The organism is Nostoc linckia z4, assembly GCF_002608075.1.
Taxonomy (GTDB): Bacteria; Cyanobacteriota; Cyanobacteriia; order Cyanobacteriales; family Nostocaceae; genus Nostoc; species Nostoc linckia.
Map to the genome: position 1 here is coordinate 35,997 of NZ_LAHA01000047.1, position 16,172 is coordinate 52,168.

Annotated in this window: 27 protein-coding genes; 19 read left to right on the forward strand and 8 right to left on the reverse strand. The window is 37.9% G+C overall.

The annotated features are described in order from the left end of the window. Positions 1-171: 171 nt before the first annotated feature. The 3 genes from VF06_RS27975 (at position 172) to VF06_RS27985 (ending at position 2,387) form a co-directional block, all read left to right on the forward strand. Positions 172-879: a hypothetical protein gene (locus tag VF06_RS27975; RefSeq protein ID WP_099069278.1), complete on the forward strand. Its 708-nt coding sequence runs from the start codon at positions 172-174 to the stop codon at positions 877-879. Between the two features lie 92 nt (positions 880-971). Further along, positions 972-1,739 carry an endonuclease domain-containing protein gene (locus tag VF06_RS27980; protein ID WP_099069279.1) on the forward strand — a complete coding sequence of 256 codons (768 nt, stop codon included), beginning with the start codon at positions 972-974 and terminating at the stop codon, positions 1,737-1,739. 153 nt (positions 1,740-1,892) lie between these two features. Then, positions 1,893-2,387, forward strand: coding sequence for a hypothetical protein (locus VF06_RS27985; RefSeq protein WP_099069280.1), 495 nt, complete (start codon positions 1,893-1,895; stop codon positions 2,385-2,387). Positions 2,388-2,564: 177 nt separating this feature from the next. Here VF06_RS27985 and VF06_RS27990 read toward each other — a convergent pair whose 3' ends face one another. The 6 genes from VF06_RS27990 to VF06_RS28020 all read right to left on the reverse strand — a co-directional run bounded on the left by VF06_RS27990 (position 2,565) and on the right by VF06_RS28020 (position 6,913). Continuing rightward, positions 2,565-2,819: a TIGR03643 family protein gene (locus tag VF06_RS27990; RefSeq protein WP_099069281.1), complete on the reverse strand. Its 255-nt coding sequence runs from the start codon at positions 2,817-2,819 to the stop codon at positions 2,565-2,567. A gap of 632 nt (positions 2,820-3,451) precedes the next feature. Next, positions 3,452-3,793, reverse strand: a complete 342-nt coding sequence (locus VF06_RS27995; RefSeq protein ID WP_099069282.1) for a hypothetical protein — start codon at positions 3,791-3,793, stop codon at positions 3,452-3,454. Between the two features lie 4 nt (positions 3,794-3,797). Next, positions 3,798-4,883, reverse strand: a complete 1,086-nt coding sequence (locus VF06_RS28000) for an AAA family ATPase (RefSeq protein ID WP_099069283.1) — start codon at positions 4,881-4,883, stop codon at positions 3,798-3,800. Positions 4,884-5,299: 416 nt separating this feature from the next. Then, a complete protein-coding gene (locus VF06_RS28010) occupies positions 5,300-5,545 on the reverse strand; it encodes a Nif11-like leader peptide family natural product precursor (protein WP_099069285.1) in 246 nt (81 codons plus the stop codon). A 54-nt stretch (positions 5,546-5,599) separates the two neighbouring features. Then, the gene (locus VF06_RS28015; RefSeq protein WP_099069286.1) at positions 5,600-5,839 is read right to left on the reverse strand and encodes a hypothetical protein; all 240 of its coding nucleotides are present in this window, start codon (positions 5,837-5,839) and stop codon (positions 5,600-5,602) included. Between the two features lie 33 nt (positions 5,840-5,872). After that, positions 5,873-6,913 (reverse strand): HNH endonuclease family protein, encoded by a 1,041-nt coding sequence (locus VF06_RS28020; protein WP_099069287.1) that lies wholly within the window; start codon positions 6,911-6,913, stop codon positions 5,873-5,875. A gap of 137 nt (positions 6,914-7,050) precedes the next feature. Here VF06_RS28020 and VF06_RS28025 point away from each other — a divergent pair, with 137 nt between their 5' ends. From VF06_RS28025 to VF06_RS28095, 15 genes are all read left to right on the forward strand, one after another. Next, positions 7,051-7,491: a L5-gp82 domain-containing phage-derived protein gene (locus VF06_RS28025; RefSeq protein ID WP_143861783.1), complete on the forward strand. Its 441-nt coding sequence runs from the start codon at positions 7,051-7,053 to the stop codon at positions 7,489-7,491. A gap of 83 nt (positions 7,492-7,574) precedes the next feature. Next, entirely contained in the window at positions 7,575-8,525 is a 951-nt protein-coding gene (locus VF06_RS28030; protein ID WP_099069289.1) for an HNH endonuclease, read from the forward strand. Beyond that, positions 8,522-9,373 carry an AcrVA2 family anti-CRISPR protein gene (locus VF06_RS28035; RefSeq protein ID WP_099069290.1) on the forward strand — a complete coding sequence of 284 codons (852 nt, stop codon included), beginning with the start codon at positions 8,522-8,524 and terminating at the stop codon, positions 9,371-9,373. Before VF06_RS28030 ends, VF06_RS28035 begins: the two co-directional genes overlap by 4 nt. Before the next feature lie 7 nt (positions 9,374-9,380). Beyond that, positions 9,381-9,791, forward strand: a complete 411-nt coding sequence (locus VF06_RS28040) for an ATP-binding protein (protein ID WP_099069291.1) — start codon at positions 9,381-9,383, stop codon at positions 9,789-9,791. Between the two features lie 94 nt (positions 9,792-9,885). Further along, positions 9,886-10,380, forward strand: a complete 495-nt coding sequence (locus VF06_RS28045) for a DUF262 domain-containing protein (RefSeq protein ID WP_099069292.1) — start codon at positions 9,886-9,888, stop codon at positions 10,378-10,380. 91 nt (positions 10,381-10,471) lie between these two features. Further along, complete coding sequence (locus VF06_RS28050; RefSeq protein ID WP_099069293.1) at positions 10,472-10,681, forward strand: hypothetical protein; 210 nt, start codon at positions 10,472-10,474, stop codon at positions 10,679-10,681. 90 nt (positions 10,682-10,771) lie between these two features. Continuing rightward, positions 10,772-11,152 carry a hypothetical protein gene (locus VF06_RS28055; RefSeq protein WP_099069294.1) on the forward strand — a complete coding sequence of 127 codons (381 nt, stop codon included), beginning with the start codon at positions 10,772-10,774 and terminating at the stop codon, positions 11,150-11,152. Positions 11,153-11,214: 62 nt separating this feature from the next. Next, on the forward strand, positions 11,215-11,556 hold the full coding sequence (locus tag VF06_RS28060; RefSeq protein WP_099069295.1) for a hypothetical protein: 342 nt from the start codon (positions 11,215-11,217) through the stop codon (positions 11,554-11,556). Between the two features lie 45 nt (positions 11,557-11,601). Further along, positions 11,602-11,832: a hypothetical protein gene (locus tag VF06_RS28065; protein ID WP_099069296.1), complete on the forward strand. Its 231-nt coding sequence runs from the start codon at positions 11,602-11,604 to the stop codon at positions 11,830-11,832. A 63-nt stretch (positions 11,833-11,895) separates the two neighbouring features. Beyond that, complete coding sequence (locus VF06_RS28070) at positions 11,896-12,336, forward strand: hypothetical protein (protein ID WP_099069297.1); 441 nt, start codon at positions 11,896-11,898, stop codon at positions 12,334-12,336. A gap of 47 nt (positions 12,337-12,383) precedes the next feature. Next, positions 12,384-12,698 carry a hypothetical protein gene (locus tag VF06_RS28075; protein WP_099069298.1) on the forward strand — a complete coding sequence of 105 codons (315 nt, stop codon included), beginning with the start codon at positions 12,384-12,386 and terminating at the stop codon, positions 12,696-12,698. Beyond that, positions 12,698-13,168, forward strand: coding sequence for a hypothetical protein (locus VF06_RS28080; protein WP_099069299.1), 471 nt, complete (start codon positions 12,698-12,700; stop codon positions 13,166-13,168). The genes VF06_RS28075 and VF06_RS28080 overlap by 1 nt, the downstream gene beginning before the upstream one ends. A 23-nt stretch (positions 13,169-13,191) precedes the next feature. After that, positions 13,192-13,407, forward strand: a complete 216-nt coding sequence (locus tag VF06_RS28085; protein WP_099069300.1) for a hypothetical protein — start codon at positions 13,192-13,194, stop codon at positions 13,405-13,407. A gap of 13 nt (positions 13,408-13,420) precedes the next feature. After that, positions 13,421-13,936, forward strand: coding sequence for a hypothetical protein (locus VF06_RS28090; RefSeq protein WP_099069301.1), 516 nt, complete (start codon positions 13,421-13,423; stop codon positions 13,934-13,936). 79 nt (positions 13,937-14,015) lie between these two features. After that, positions 14,016-14,543 (forward strand): hypothetical protein, encoded by a 528-nt coding sequence (locus tag VF06_RS28095; RefSeq protein WP_244918155.1) that lies wholly within the window; start codon positions 14,016-14,018, stop codon positions 14,541-14,543. Between the two features lie 65 nt (positions 14,544-14,608). On the opposite strand, the gene VF06_RS28100 is transcribed toward VF06_RS28095, so the two are convergent. Continuing rightward, positions 14,609-14,836, reverse strand: a complete 228-nt coding sequence (locus VF06_RS28100; protein WP_099069302.1) for a hypothetical protein — start codon at positions 14,834-14,836, stop codon at positions 14,609-14,611. A 181-nt stretch (positions 14,837-15,017) separates the two neighbouring features. Between VF06_RS28100 and VF06_RS28105 the strand changes: the two genes are divergently transcribed. Further along, positions 15,018-15,575, forward strand: a complete 558-nt coding sequence (locus VF06_RS28105) for a hypothetical protein (RefSeq protein ID WP_099069303.1) — start codon at positions 15,018-15,020, stop codon at positions 15,573-15,575. A 10-nt stretch (positions 15,576-15,585) separates the two neighbouring features. On the opposite strand, the gene VF06_RS28110 is transcribed toward VF06_RS28105, so the two are convergent. Continuing rightward, complete coding sequence (locus VF06_RS28110; protein WP_306506653.1) at positions 15,586-16,113, reverse strand: GIY-YIG nuclease family protein; 528 nt, start codon at positions 16,111-16,113, stop codon at positions 15,586-15,588. Positions 16,114-16,172: the final 59 nt, after the last annotated feature.

The following is a 16,172-nucleotide window of genomic DNA, read 5'->3' on the forward strand; positions in this document are numbered from 1 at the left end:
AAGCATCGGAATCTGCCACCTTTTTTTAAGAGGAAGGAGAACAGGGGGGATAGGAGGCGCGACGCTCAAAAAGGATGAGGAACGATCGCTGCCACATAGAGAAAATCTCAGGCAAGCGATCGCACCCCAGCTAATTAAGTATACATTGCAGCAGACCAGATAATTATTTATATGAGTGAACCTATTTCATTAACGGCACTTTTCGGAGCTTCTAAAGGATTTATTGACATTTCCATAAGACTAGCGAAAGCTTCAAAATTAATAGAATCTATTGAAAGTAAAATTGACCGTTTGACACAGGTAGAATTTAATGCTGCTTGGAAAACACTTCTTCAAGCGTGTAATTCTAGTTGTTCGGATGAACAACAGTCTGTGCTTGTTAACGATGCCAGGGCTGGTTTTACTAAAGCTACTTGTTTTGAAAAAAATGAGCGGCTTTTTTATGCTCACGTAGGACTAGCAATTTGTCATTATTTACTTAATGATATGAACAATGCAAAAACAGCTTTAATAGAGATTGCAAAGACTAGTATATATGAAGATGTTTATTTAAAAAAAACAGAGGCTTTGCTTGGTTTTAATGAGTATACTCTTAGTTCACATATCAATATATATCATCCTGTCAGTTGGTTAAATATCATAACAGCTATACCTGAGCTTCCATTGTTTTTAAAACAAAAAAAACAAATTAAAAAATATAATAGATTTAAAAATGATTTAATTAGCGATATCTATAAAAAAATCAATGCAGAAGAAGCCGTAATTATAAAACTAGCTAAAATCAATCAGCCAAGTGATGTATTTAAAACTTTAGAATTACAATTATTAGAATTAATAAATTTGCAAAGGCAATGTCTAGAGATAATAAATAATATTTGATTTTAAATATTTAACAATCACTTCGCTCGTCATAGACATAGCTACCTCCCATTTTTAAGTAAAAAATACACAAGCAATAGATAGTAAAGAATATGAATGTTGCAACCCAAGAGGGAAAAACTAAATTTAACCCATCAGGAGACGAATACAATCTTGACGAAAGTGCAATTGTATTAAAAAGTTCTAATTTACGCTATTTTGTAGAATTACGAACCTCTTCTTTAATTGATTATATTTTTAAAATTTATTCAAATAAAAATTATACTAGAAAAAGTATTAGTGACTGGTTATCTATAAAAAATAAGCCAGGATTTTATAAAGAACTAGCTTCTAACTTACATTTAGCATACGCTGACCAACGTGATGGACAAACAACACAACATTGGTGGATATTATTTTTCAATGAGGATTGGAAGCTAGATATTTTAAATAGTATAAAAATTGAAATATCTTTTGCTAAAAGTAAATTTTCTAAAGATGATGTTAATGCTCGACATCAATGGGGCGGGTTAAATTTTAGGTCGAAAACAGAAGTTAGGATAGCACATGCTTTATATAATCAACGTGTTTTATTTTTTGCTAATAGTCGTGCTTTCATGGATTTAAATGATTTACCAATTTCTAATAGTGACAAAAAAAGTAAAGAAAGAGTAGAAATAGATTTTTTAGTTTTCTATAAACAAAAGTGTATGATTTTGGAAGTTGATGGAGAACATCATCAGCAAGCATCACAAAGAACTAGAGACTATAGAAGGGATAGAGTTTTATTACGTGATGGTATTCAGACAGTTAGATTTAATGCAAGTGAGTGTTATAACCATCCTTTAGAAGTCGTTACCGAATTTTTGAATCTTTTTTAAGATAGGTAATTTTGATACTCACACTTGCGTAGGCTAGCAAGCACCGCAGGCATCGCCGTTCATAATAGACCCGTCGTGTTGAGTCAGCAAGGGCAAAGATAGCAGTTAAAACAGGTTAATTCAAGCGATGAAATTTTATTAGATAGGTGCAATATGAGAAGTAATTCATTACAGTCAAACATAGAAATTAGCGGTAAACCAGGTTTAATCTGGGGGAATATAATTGTTCCCACTGCTGGCAGAGCAAAGATTCGGATTAAAATTGTTGGTGATTTACTGCAAAGTAACATAGACTCAGGCTACGGACTAGAAAAAAAGGATATTCAGACCAGAATTCAGGATATTAAATCAATAGAAATTTCCTCTGGCCCACTTGCTTGGTTATTGGTTCTAGGAATTACAACCCTCTTTTTGTATGGTCTTGGCATTATATTCATTATTCTTTACTTCTTTATCAAACAACGGTGGTTGATAATTTATACCAGCACTCTCAGCATTATTGTGTTCTACAACAAGCCTGAAGATGTAGAGCAGTTTAGGTCTACTGTGTTGGCACTTGCTCGTCAAATCAATTCACCACCTGCGCCTAGAGCGCAGACTTCTCCACCGCCACCACCTCGGATGCCGGGTCAAACTATTATTCAGTAGCTTGAGCGTAAAGGTTTAGCGATCGCTTTCTCGATTCTTAGAGGATATCCCATTAGGTAAAATAGCGACCAAAGCAATTTGATTGTGTTCGCTCTCTATTCTTAGAGGAAACCAAGCGATCGCCCCTACCAATTCTTAGAGGAAAAAAGAGCGATCGCACCTGTCACACATTCATGTTCATGATTTTTGATTTTGTGACTTAAACCTACCTGCTATAAACTCTCGCTTATTTAAATGTTTTGTCTTGCGTTTAGTAACTCGCTCTCGCCACATACGGAAACTGGATTCTTTCATTTGCTGCCGCATTAAGGCAATTACCTGTTTCTCTTGCAGCCCAAACTGAGTTTGAATAACATCAAAAGGTGTTCTATCTTCCCATGCCATTTCAATGATGCGATCAATAGTTTGGGGATCAAGGTTTGGTAACTTCATGACGGGAGCTTGTAATTGGTCAATTCGAGCTACATCTATTTTACTTTTTGTCTTAAAGAATTACAGGCATAATTATTATATATATTGATATTGCACAGTCCGCTAACCTTAATACTAGAACGAGAAATTTGAAGCACTACCTCCCAGAGTTCAAGCAGCAGTTAAAGAAGCCTTTGATGTGGTAGAAACTAGTGGGGAAGAGGCACAAAGGATAAATAAGGCATTGCTACGAGAGTTGGAAGTGTAATAAATGACATAGTATGACTGCCAGATGAGCGATCGCCCCAATTCAAGCGAGGATAGGAGCGATCGCACATTTACTATGTATTTTCTAGTACATTACTAGCCAGTTGTAGAGAAGCGATAACCGAGCGCTGTGGGCTGTTGAGTTCTTCTACAGCGTTGGGTCAACAACTGGCGATTTGTGGCTGTTCTGTTGATATCTCATTTAAACTGCAAAATACAGATAAGTTATGCCAAATTGCCAGAATCTTTGAACGTGGCGCTGCTACGTGAGTTATAAGTATAGTAAATGACATAGTATAGCTGCCGGATGAGCGTAGGCATCGCTACACACATTTACGTGTTTATTGATATTAGGTGTTAATGTGCATCTCTATTTATTAAATTTATTAGTTGGATTGGAATATTGTGATAACGGTATCATGCCAAATAGTAATTTCTTGAATAGTCTGATTGATTTTATCTGTATCACTGCTGATTGTTTCTAAATTCAATAGACAATTCACTAAGAATCTAACTAAATAAGTCAATTTCAAAGCCTCATCAAATGCTAGATTTGGCATGATGTTTTCAATAAGATGTATTGAGTCTTTAATGATATTCTCTATTCTTGGGCTTTGACCTTCTTGTAATAAAGATTGTATTATTTGTAAATTGTTAACTAAATTATCTAAATTCGCTTGAGCTTCTTGTCTAAGCAAAAATGTTTGTATTTGTGTAAAATCGTCCATAAAGTTATATTTTTGCAGGTTTTAATAAAACTGTTAAACTGTTGTCCCACTCATCAAAGAAGCCATCAGGCCATCGGTCAATTCTGCCGTCTTTATTAATGCGGGGTGACACAACTTTAATAAAAGCTTGACCTTGGTTTTCTTGACGCTGAAAGTAATGTAACTGCACATCTTCTGGTTCAAGTTTACCATCATGAACAGCAAGACGAATTCCGTTTAAAATATGGTCGCTATGAGTTTCTATCACAACTTGAACGCCACAGTTTGCAGCCAGCGCTAACAGCTTACTCAGCTTTGTTTGTGCTTGGTTGTGGAGTCCAGTTTCTGGGTGTTCAATAAGAATTAACGCACCTGGATTGGAGGCGAGGATTGCTACGATAATTGGTAATACGTAAGTAATTCCATACCCAATATGGTCACTAAATTTTAAGTTAACCCAATCTATATCTAAATATGTATTAACTTGGATGCTTAGACCAGAACTTATTTCTCCTATCCATGCCTCAACTTGGTCTATCAAATTCATTGATTTTGCTTGCGGGTGAGCGAGTTGGGCGATGGGGATTGGTTGACTACCGTATGTATAAAGAAAATGTGCTGTATATTCGCCAAGCACACCAATTTGTCTAAGTTCTCGCCTTTGATAATCCAAAATTCCTGATGTAGTTATTGCACGTTCTGATTGAAGGTGATGAAATTCTCCGCTGAAAATGCTTGAATGATAAACATCAGCATCAACAGATTTGAATCCAAGTTCTAAAACATCAGCTTCTCTCTCTAATGAATTGTAGTTAAAGTGCCAAATTCCTTTAATTTCGTTTTGAAAAATAAGTTCAAATCCTACATAGTCTTCTTTTGCATTCTCATATAAAGCATCACTAGCTCTACCAATATTTACCAAGTTACCATTGAGTAATAAGCCAGTGCTATGTAGTAAACCTTGCTGGTAAGATTGACGCAGCAATGATATTGCTTGCAATACAGAGGATTTGCCAGTGCTGTTGTAGCCGGAAATTAGGGTAAGCGATTTTAACTCAAGCAATTGATTCTCAAAAGCTTTGAAATTTCTCAGCCGTAATGAATTAATCATTAATAGTTAAAATATAGATATTCTTCAATTTTATTATAGTTTCTTTATGTAAAACAATTTTGTAATAATCTTGTTGTTGAGTAAATAACTGTATATGACAAAATCTTAAATATGTTTTTATTGAGATTTTTGTAAATTAATAAAAAACTAGGAGTTTATCAAGATGGAATTGTAATTACAAATGATACGTGAAAATTTTCAAGAGCTTGTCAGTGTTGCAATCCAAGTAGCCACCAGGATAAATAAAAGAATGGCAGTCTTCAAGTTGGACAATACTTATTATATGGTTGATGCTAGTGAATGGGAAAATGGTCGTTCGTATGGTCAATATATCATGACGGTAGAACCTGTGCAAAATTAAGCGTTAGGTATTTCATCTTGCTAAATTATTTCCGTTTGTGCCACTTTATTAATCCTCAATTAATTCCCAAATTTGAGCTTTCATCGAAGACAATGGGTTCAATAATATCCATTACTCTTTTTACCCCAGGTTCGAGTGATTCACGACTCAAATTGTAACCATACTCAGCAGCCAAGCTGAGAAGTGCATCCTTATCACCTTTAATATTCATGAATTTATCTAGTAAAGCTTTGTCTTTGAGGGCAGCTAGAAAAAAGTCCATGAATTGACTTTCATTTATATTCTTTGTTGGCTCGTTCATTTTTAAGCTGTGTTGCACTGTTGGGTTCAATTTTAACAGAATCAGTTATTACATTTACTCAATAATGTTTCCTTCGTCATCCCGTTTAACCTCCACCACCTTCACATCAAACCCTTCCCACTCATGCACAGTAAACCCCGCTTCGGTTTCATCTGGATACCGCCGCGCCATTTCCTGCCATGCAGCTTCTTCGTTGATTGCCCAGATGTAATGCCCCTGGCGTGGAGTGGTATCATCATGTCCGATGCAGTCATGGGTATAGAGGGCATTACGGGTGCAGCGATATTCGCGCATATTTTTTAGAAACTTGACATTGCACCTGCTATTTTAAAACGTTGCTGGGTATTCAAACCCTGCTTTCCAGCCATCATTAAGTCCGCTTCCTAAGCGTAATTGTACTTTATGATACGTTGAAAGCAAAAATTTGTGGCGTTTTTCTTCAGTGTTACCCGTTTGTTGAATAAGTGTTTCGCGTAGTGGATGGTGGCTGGTAATCAAAAATTCGTTACGCTTGTGCAAGCGTTCTAAATATTTGATATCAGGGAGTCTATCAAATTTCCCCCTTTCGCCCCGGTTGCATTCTTGCGATGACAAAACCAAGTTCCATACGCCATCGACATTTCTGATGTACTCGTTCAAAAAGTGAGGAAAAAAATGGTCTACATCTGCCAAATTCTCTGACCCTGGCTCAATTGAAATATCTGCAAATGAGTAGAAGCATTTACCTTTTTGATAGCCGTTGAGAGCATCCCGGCATGAAGTAACATCTACCCGCCGCTTGCGATCGCTAAATGTAAACAGCAGTTGGTTGTCTGGGTCGTAACCAATAGATATCAAATTGCGCGAAATGTTTAGTTCCCAAGCTGTCTCTACAAGCCGCCACCGTGCTTCGACTTCGTGGGGTAAGTTTTCAGACTGAAGCTTGTCTAACAGTTTAAATAGCTCATCCGTCAAGACAATACCTTTATTTGACCCTCGACGCTCATCGATAAAAAACCGTACCGCAGTCTCTCCGACGCTAAGGTTATGGAAGGCATCAATCACATTTTCAAAGCCACGCTGCACTGTAGTGTCAATCAATCGTGTTTTAGTTATGTCTCCGTTGTTGAACTGGCGGCAAGCGTCTAAAAAGCGACTAGAAAGTGAGGTAGTTTGCTTATCCACAATTTTTAAATGTTCGATAATATGTCTCGAATACGGTTGTGCTAACTCTTCTAAGGTGATGATACTTTTACCCTGCGGTGCTAATTCTAACAATGACTTTGCCAGTGCAAATTTATAACACGCAACGTTTTTACCAAACAATATAATCGCCCGCCAATAATCCTCTAGCTTCGGGTCAATCGCAAAAAACTTTGACTCGCTCATTGTATTTTTAGATACTCACAATTTTGGCAACAGCCTAGCTTTCAAGTATCTGAAAACACATCAGTCCTATTACGGTTATCAGTATTAGCCTGCTAATATTTGCTGTAGAATATGCGGGTTGTAGCCGCAGGCGCATTATGACTCATCGGTATCCGTTCAGTATCATTCACCCAACCGACTATTACGGTCAGCGCGTAGGGGTTTACTTCAACCTGCATTATCACGTCTTTTCACTCAAGTCAGGGGGAAAAAGCGGGTCGCTGCTAACTCATGCTGGGGTGTGTACCTTGAGTGATGCTGTGTTTGAGGTTGAGCGCAAGGGACGAGAACGTGCTATTAACCAAGGTCGCAAAAATGTTCACGCCTATGTTGTGGGGATTTTAGAGTCGTTAGGGTGGGATCGGCTAAGTGATAACGCAGTGCGATCGCTCATTGATAAAGGCTACCAGCGAGTAACATATAACTTGCATCCCGACCACCCACAGTTTTATTGCAAAGATGTGATGAGTTATACATCAATTAGTGCTGCTAAAACGGTTATTTTAAACGATAAAATTGCTCTGGCTCTAGTTGAGTAAATCAGTAAGGATTTGCGACAGATGGAAAACAACCTATACAGTTATGTGAATTAGGTGTACATCTGTATTATTTTATAGTTGAAATGACGAAAAATCTTGCCTACTACATCAATAAGTTTGCTAATCTCAGGGTATCTCGTTCCAGTGGGATTGCACCGAATAAACCTATTTTGCTGCTATCAATTATCGAGCTAATAAGCCAGGGGGAGATAAGGCGAAATCAAGTTCCTTTATCTGCTGAACTCATTGCCACATTTTTCAAGCTGTGGAGCCACCTGGAGCCAGTACGTAAACCAGATATTGGGCAACCGTTTTTTTACCTCAGAAACGACGGCTTTTGGCATTTTCAACCCAATCTCGGATTTGAATTAACGGTTACATCTAAAGCAAAAATTGTTACTCCTGGTGCTATTAGGCAGGCAGTTGAGTACGCCTACCTTGATGATGAACTATGGCAAATTCTCCAAAACCCACAAGAGCGAAGTATATTAACCCATGTGCTAATTGATTCCTGGTTTAGCGATAAAACACAGGATATTGAACAGTTACTTCAGGTCAACGCCTTTGCTGAACTACAAAACCAGCTGCAACGCTCCGGCGGCAAGGTCTACCAGCCAGAGGAATTAGAAGATGAACAAGCTGTAATTGTGCGAGATGGTGCGTTCCGTAAAATCGTTGTTTCAACTTACAATCACACTTGCGCGTTCTGCGGGTTACAAATACTCGACTCACTCGGACAGAACATTGTGGATGGGTCACATATCAAACCATTTTCTCAGTTCTACGATGACCGCATCAATAACGGGCTTTCACTGTGTAAAAATCATCATTGGGCATTTGACCGCTTCTGGTTCACCATCAACGATGATTACACCATCATCGTTGCTGACAATTTGCGAGAAGTGTCACCCAACGCCAAGCCGATGCAGGAGTTTAGGGGCGATCGCATTATCCTCCCAGCCCAGGAACAGTATTATCCAAGGCAAGATTCTCTACAATGGCATCGAGAGGAGTTTTCGAGGCGTGCTGCATGACCAAAAAGCCTAAAGGTTGGTATAAAGAAATTGTTATTCGTCCCGTTGCTCATGTAGACGGTTACGAAAGTTATGAGAAGATTTGCAGTTTTGTTGCAGACATTTACTACTCTACGGAGGAACAAAAACTACTGCGCCAATTAAGAACTAATCCCGGAGAATCGATTTACATCACCTTATACACCTTGTTTAAAGTCGGTCAAGCCAAATGTCCTGCATATTGGGTGAACAAAGATTTATTAGAAGCATTGCTGCAATCGGTTTTAACTGTCGAAATTGAGAGTTTAAACTGGGCAATGAAAACGGGAATGTTTATGCTGCCTAAAGGTGTGATTCTTTCTCCTGAAAATAGGAGCGTTGATGCTATTTTTTGGAATTACGATAGTGAAGCTGATATCCTTTATTGGGCAGCAACCGATGGTTCTAGTTCATTTTGCCGCCGATTTAAACTTAATGGACAAAAAGTTACTTATACTGATTCAGAAGATATTGACCCCAAAGTTGTTAAAGGATTTAATGAATATTTACAATCCATTTTCCTACGATTGATTTTGATTATGGAGTGCCGCCCCGAACTTGTAGATACAACAAGCGAGGTAATTAGAATTAATAAAGGTTTTGGTAAAGCGCAAGCCCAAGATTTTTATCAACCACTTTGGCTAGGACTTGGATATCGATTTAAACGTGAAGGGACACAAAGCAGTGAAGGCAGTAGCGGGACACATGGTACTAAGAGCGTTCATTGGCGCAGAGGCTTCTTACGCAATCAACCTTACGGAGAAGGCAGACAGCAAAGAAAATTAGTCTGGATTGAGCCAGTTCTAGTAATGGGTGGAAAAGAATCATAATCAGCAGATGGAATCTTTAGAAACGATACAAGCACTTCATTTAGCAGTTCAAACATTAAGCGAGATTGAAAATTTGTCGATTGATGATGATATCAAAGAGCAATTAACTAATAAAGTTTTAGCAACTATTGGGATAGAAATAAATCAAGATAAAAAATATGAAGACATAAATCAAGATAAAAAATATGAACCTGGAAGTCAAGAAAAGATTATTAGAACTATTAGAAAACTAGGTGGTAGTGCCACTCGTGCTGAGATTGCATCAAATACAGGTATGAATCCTAACTCAATTAGTTCATTGCTAAGTCAACTGACTAAAAAACGTACAGTTGAAAAAATTAAACTTAAGCAATCACCCGTTAGAAGCGGCAGAGGGCTAGAACCTGAATATATTTATAAGCTTGTAGATAATGAATAATTTCACTCTACCTTACGTTTCATAAACTGCGGCTGGGTCTTTCAACTTAACCGTATTGGGCTATGAGTACAATTTTGTCAGCTAAGGAATCATCATGATGACAGACGATAAAATCAATGTCAAATATGAATCAGGTCAGGGTACATTAATCCAAGAAATTGGTAGAGTAAAGTTACCAGCGCTAGTTGAAAATATTAGGTCTAATCCTAACTACATGACGATTGCTAATGAAAGTCAATCTACTCAGGATTGGAATGATATTAAAAAATCTAAGCTAATTGAATCTTTTATCCTTAATTTACCTGTAATGCCAATTGTTCTCTACGAAAGGTCATATCATACATACGAAGTTCTTGATGGCAAACAGAGGTTAAAAGCAATTGTAGATTTTTACACTAATCAATTAGTTTTGAGTGGATTAGAAGTTAAGACAGAACTAAATGGATGCACTTATGCTACTCTTCCGTTCAAAGTAAAGACAGTGCTTAATCGGTATTCTCTATCTTTGATAACTATTATCCCTTCAGAAGATGCCAGCCCCGAAGAAATAACAAAACTGATAGAGATTGCTGTAAATCGTCTTAATTAAAGGACTGCGATGGCGTACCCGCCCGCCGCAGGCATCGCATCACCACAAACACCGTATTATCTCAAGTAATAGAGAGTTAATTAAAAAAGTTATGTATAGTGCTTACCCCTATGTAATCAAAAATGATAGCGGTGCATACCTACAACACGATGCAACAATGACAACTCCTATCTGGGGTAATATCGACACTGCAATGCACATTCGCCACTACATTGGTGCAGTCACGATTCAAGAAGTAACAGGCGGCTGGGTCTTTCAACTCAACCGCGATCGCCATGAATACAATTTTGTCTGCTTGTAAGTTCATAGTAAACTATGTAATAATTAATAGTCAGCGATAAGCTACACCGTAAGCGATCGCTCCCAAGTGAGAATTCCTCTTAGAATCATCATGAAGTTAAAACGTATTGAGGCAGGCGAATATCTTACTTGTGATGGTAGGTTTTACATTCGTAATACCTATTACTCTAACGGTATCCCCGGACGGAGTAACACAACTAAAGGCTGGTTGATTGAAGATAGAAGCGGGGCAACTCCGTTTCTAGTTAGCAGCAGTCAAAAAAGTAAGCTGCGGCGGGTGGATACGTTGGGACAGGCTAAAGAAATTGTGGCAGGAATTATTCAACGTGATGCCCAAGCGCAAAAGCTACAAGCAGCCGGATGGCATAAGGAAGATAACGCAAAACAGCCAGGGGTGTGTTGGCGATCGCCGTACTCTGGCAGGTTGTTAACGCAAACTGAGGCACTGCTGGAATTAAGTTTGATGCAATAAAATCGGAATTTTCCAGCATTTATGATGACTTCATTTATTAAACCTTAAAATTTTAATTGCTTATGCCGACTCTTTATATTCCTTATAAAAATCCCTCTGAAATCAAGAAAGAGGATATGTATCCATTTGTGGATTTTGAGAAAATTGAATTTCGTATTGAACCAGAAGGCATAAGATTTATTCAGTTTGATGAACACCCTTTAAGAAGAATAAAAACTAAAGAAGTAATTAACATATTAATAACAAAACAAGGAAAACTAAAAGGGAGAAATTCTACCAAATTGCACTCGTACATACTTCATGTTTATGAATGGTATCAGATAGCTAATAGAGAAAAAGAAACCAATTTTCCCGATGATTTTATAGATAGCTTAATCTTTGATCCACTTAGTGAGATTGAGTAGAATAAATATAAATACATTAGAAGTAAAAACTATATTGAATTTGAAATGACTAATGCACAATCCAAAATAGATGAACTTTTTAAGCTTCTTAAACCACTTAACAGAACTCAAGGAGAGCATTCGGTAAGTGTAACTTTCTATCCTGGCGTTAAAGGTGGAGTCATTAACTTTATGCTGGACTGGAAAACTTTGATTGGGGAGAAAGAATTTGACGATATTGACGAGGCAATAGAATTTGCATACTACCTTCAAAAACAAGCCAATATTAATTATTAATAAGTGAGAAGTTTATTGAGAGATTAATTTTTAAATCACTTCATCCAATTTAGTAGAATAAAAATGAACACACTAGAACTAAAAACAGGAGATAAAATCGGAGTATTTTTCTATGATGATAAGCGTGGTACAAAAGCCGTAATTGATGAAGTTATACATGTTTCATCTAGTGGTACAATTACTCTCAAAAATGGCACTCGTTACAACCGAAATGGAAGAGAAGTAGGTGCTTTGGGCGAGGCAACTTATTTGTGTACACCAGAGAAAGCACAGTCAATTATTGATAAGGCTTCAGCACCAGCACAAGATAAAGAAGTTATAGATACGATAGACCCATTAGAAGAAAGACGTAATAAAGCAGCTAAACTAGCAGTGAAATCAGTAATTCACGCTCTAAATCAGTACGGCTGGTATGCTGACATTGATGGTCACATGGATGTAATGGAAGCAGGAATTGAGCAAATTATCAAAAAATATCTCAGCGAACATGAACCTATTAACTAAATTTTTTATGTTTAACCAATATGTCACCAAAACACAAATGACTACTCATGCTTAAAAAGCAGATTATAGAATTGGCTGAAAAATGGGGGTATATTTTGGTTTATTCCGACTATTCGAGCAAAGCTCGAAGTAATGTTTGGATGCTGAAAGTACCAACAACTACTTTTAAAAACCGTCCGGAATTCGTCAGAAGTATAAAAATATTAGAAGATAATGATTTAGAAGAATTGTTAGATAAAACCAAAAAGTATTTCGCAGAGAGTGAATATCCTATAAAAGTCATCCTTCGTGATAACAAGTACTCCAGCATTGAAAATGACAAAGAACTATTTATCATCAATAATACTAAAAACTTGGACTGATGTACTACGGATACCGTTGCTATACCAAAGAAAATGAGCCTTTAGGTTGGCTATACACATTTAGTTATGATACTGAATATGCTTGGACTAATAAAGATTTGCATTGGTGCAAGCGATGGAAGACAGAACGAGGTGCAAAAAAACATTTTGATAGTTACAACAAACGTTGGCAGTTCAAAAGTCAAGGAGGCTATCTCAAAATAGAAGTAATGCCAGAATTTTCACAAAGCCAATCTTCTGCTAAATCTAACCAACAGCTTTGGAACGAAGCTAACCGTGATAAAGTTTATGAATCGCAAGAAAAGTACAATCAAAAGCGCCCTATAATATCGTTTCGCCCAAAAACCGAACTGTTGGAATGGTTGGAAGAAGAACGTTGTACAGATGACAATGGTGAACCTGAAACTGATGCTGCACTTCTAAATCGGAAACTAGAAAAACTCAGACAGTTAGAACAACAAGGATTTTAGCGATTCGTTCAAGGATAATTATCATGCCAAATAAAATATTAAAGTTTGAACTAATTGAAGGACTACCTGAAAAATATGGAATTTATCTTTTATTATTAGAAGATGGTTCTATAAAAGAAGGATATTTCGGTTCTTTTCCTGTTCCTCATCATCAAGAAGAGGTTGTTAGAGTTGCTAACTGTGAAGATGAGGAATTTCATTATCAAAAATGTGTTGGTTGGCTAAAACCTATAGAATGAATTTATTTAAATAATGAGCAGTAACTTAGACCGTCTGTTGACAATATTAAAAGAACAAGCAGACTTGATTGATAAACTTAACACACGTTCTGACTTTCAATACAAAAGTACACAACGATTAATTTTAGAACATGGGCAGCCTTTTGTAACAAAGGTAAAATCACCATTTAAAGGTGAACGTAAAGCTTGCTTTGAAAACTGTTTAAAAGGATTGTTGAGGTATCCAAACTTAAACTACTGTGAGGGATTTGCTATTAGTGATAATGTTGATATAGCTGTATCTCATGCTTGGCTGGTCAATGATGATGGAGAATTAATTGACCCAACTTGGATAGGTGAGCGGTTTAAAGGTAGCACTTATTTTGGAGTAGTCTTCACCGAGGATTTTGTAAGAGAAATAGCCCAAAAGACTAAATGCTATGGAATTCTAGATAACGATTTCATGAATGAACATCAGCTATTACGAGAAAGTTTTCCGCCGCACGCACTTCATCCCATATTTCATTCTTCTGTAAATGTGCCTGAGTGAAGCAGTTTTGGGTGCGCTCGTATTATGCCACAATACTCAGTACTCTATTAATATTGCAGTGACGAAGATATGCTAGCTGGTGCAGCAAAATCCTGCTAAAATCCATGTACTTAATACACCAATTACCATGTCTGGCAAAGGATTTGGGCAACGCCAACCTACAAAAATCGATAAGCTGGTTGAATCTGCGGTGGGCTACTGCCATAAGCGACACCCAGAAGCATTAGACCAAATTTTTGACAACCTGCCTGTGAAACTCAACAAGCAAGTGTTAGATGGTACAGTTGCAGCTTTAAAAAAAGATATTGATAGCCTCAGTTGGCTGTGTGGTTATTTTGCATCCGAAATTAACAGCACTTCAGACAACGATAAATCCTACCATCCCATTACATTGTTATCAAAACTTTTGATTAAATCGGGAATGCAGCCATTCGTTGACTTTATGCCCTATATCGGTTGCCGCATTTCCATACTAAACAACGAGAAATTTGAAGCACTACCTCCCAGAGTTCAAGCAGCAGTTAAAGAAGCCTTTGATGTGGTAGAAACTAGTGGGGAAGAGGCACAAAGGATAAATGAGGCATTGCTACGAGAGTTGGAAGTGTAATAAATGACATAGTAGGACTGCCAAATGAGCGATCGCCCCCACCAATTCAAGCGAGGAAGTACCAACTAGCCATCAACTAACCTATCAATCGTTGATGGTTCAACTGAGAAATAGTATTCTTTATCGAGCGGTTTACAAATCCAATATTCTTCCTTCTTATCCCATTGATTAAAGCCAATTTGACCTCTAATAGCTTTGCAGGCCATCGCTTTTTCAGGAGTGCTAAAAGTTCCTATTACCCGCCCTGGCATTCCTGGTTCATTTTGGTAAAGAATCCAAATTTCTTGGTTCATAGAAAACAGCACTAATTTGTCATCAACAATTAATCAATTACTTTACAGCAGCTTTCAGTTCTGGGAGAAAGCGATCGCCTCCATTCAAGCGAGGAAACCCCAAGCGATCGCACCCCACTATGCATAAATTATTGGATTATCTCAGTTAAATATACAACCATTAAAAAAAAGAAGAAAATTCATGAGCATCGCATTTCTCAAAAATACGGCAAATATTGTTGCGACTTGTTCTTTTGCATTAGTTTCAATTCAACCAACAATTGCTCAAACAGCTACCTTCACCATTGATGCAAGCAAACCAGAATATAGTGGTGTCCCAGCAGCACAAGGAATCGGTGTCAATGACATAGTTGAATTGCGAATCGCTGGAATGACTGGTTTAATTGGAAGGGAAAATACAATCCGCCTCAGCACAGGAAAAACGCTTATACAAAGGGATGATGTTGTCTCTTTTAAGTGGCAAGATGGCAGTAGTGAGAAAGGGAAAGTCGTTTCATTATTTTCGACAGTGGGAACTACTCCCATTCCTGGCACTCAACAACCAACTCCCAATGGCGGTGGCTCAGGAGGAGGTGGGGGGTATTTTGAGTCAGATGGCGGGGAGTACGGGAGCAACAATCCCTATGAAAACTGCTATAGCATACCCAGAACAGTTACCATCACGGTTGGGGAAGGAGAAAATAGCTATTCAGAAACTTATACCGCAGGGACAAACTTGGAATGTCCTGGTGGTTTTTAAAATAGCCTTTCTAACTAAACGGTTGCCCCCAGCGCTCCCAGTTTTCTTTATTAAATGGACTGCACCACTTCAAAATTAAACTCAATTCTAACTCTTGCCGGGGTTTTCTCTCAATCGGCGCATCCCACCAAAAAGCGATGTTGACCGCAGTCTTCATCCCATAGCGATAATGTAAATCCTGGTAGCTGGCGATGTAATCCTTGCAGGCGTGAATCCCTTTCCAGCGCTTATTACTTCTGCATGTCTCACCCACATACAAAATCAGACCAGCCGCCGAGTCAATGATGAAATACAGACACGCATCACCGGGGCTGTCTGCTGGCATTCTCCAAAATGAGAGCGATCGCACTTGCAATTGCAAAGGGTCGATTTGGTCTAGGTCGCAGTGTTTTGGTGCAAGGTCAAATAACGCAGTCTGCTGCATTGGCTTGGTTTCCCTCACACGTTGCTGATAGTCCAAAATTTGCGCTTTCCACCGCAGCAGCGCCTCAGCACTCATCACCAATGTCTCTGTTCTAGGTGCTGGTGTGGGTTTCACGTCTGGAAATAAGTTTAGCTGATTGGGTTCCAAGGTATTACGACTAGCTTATCGACTAG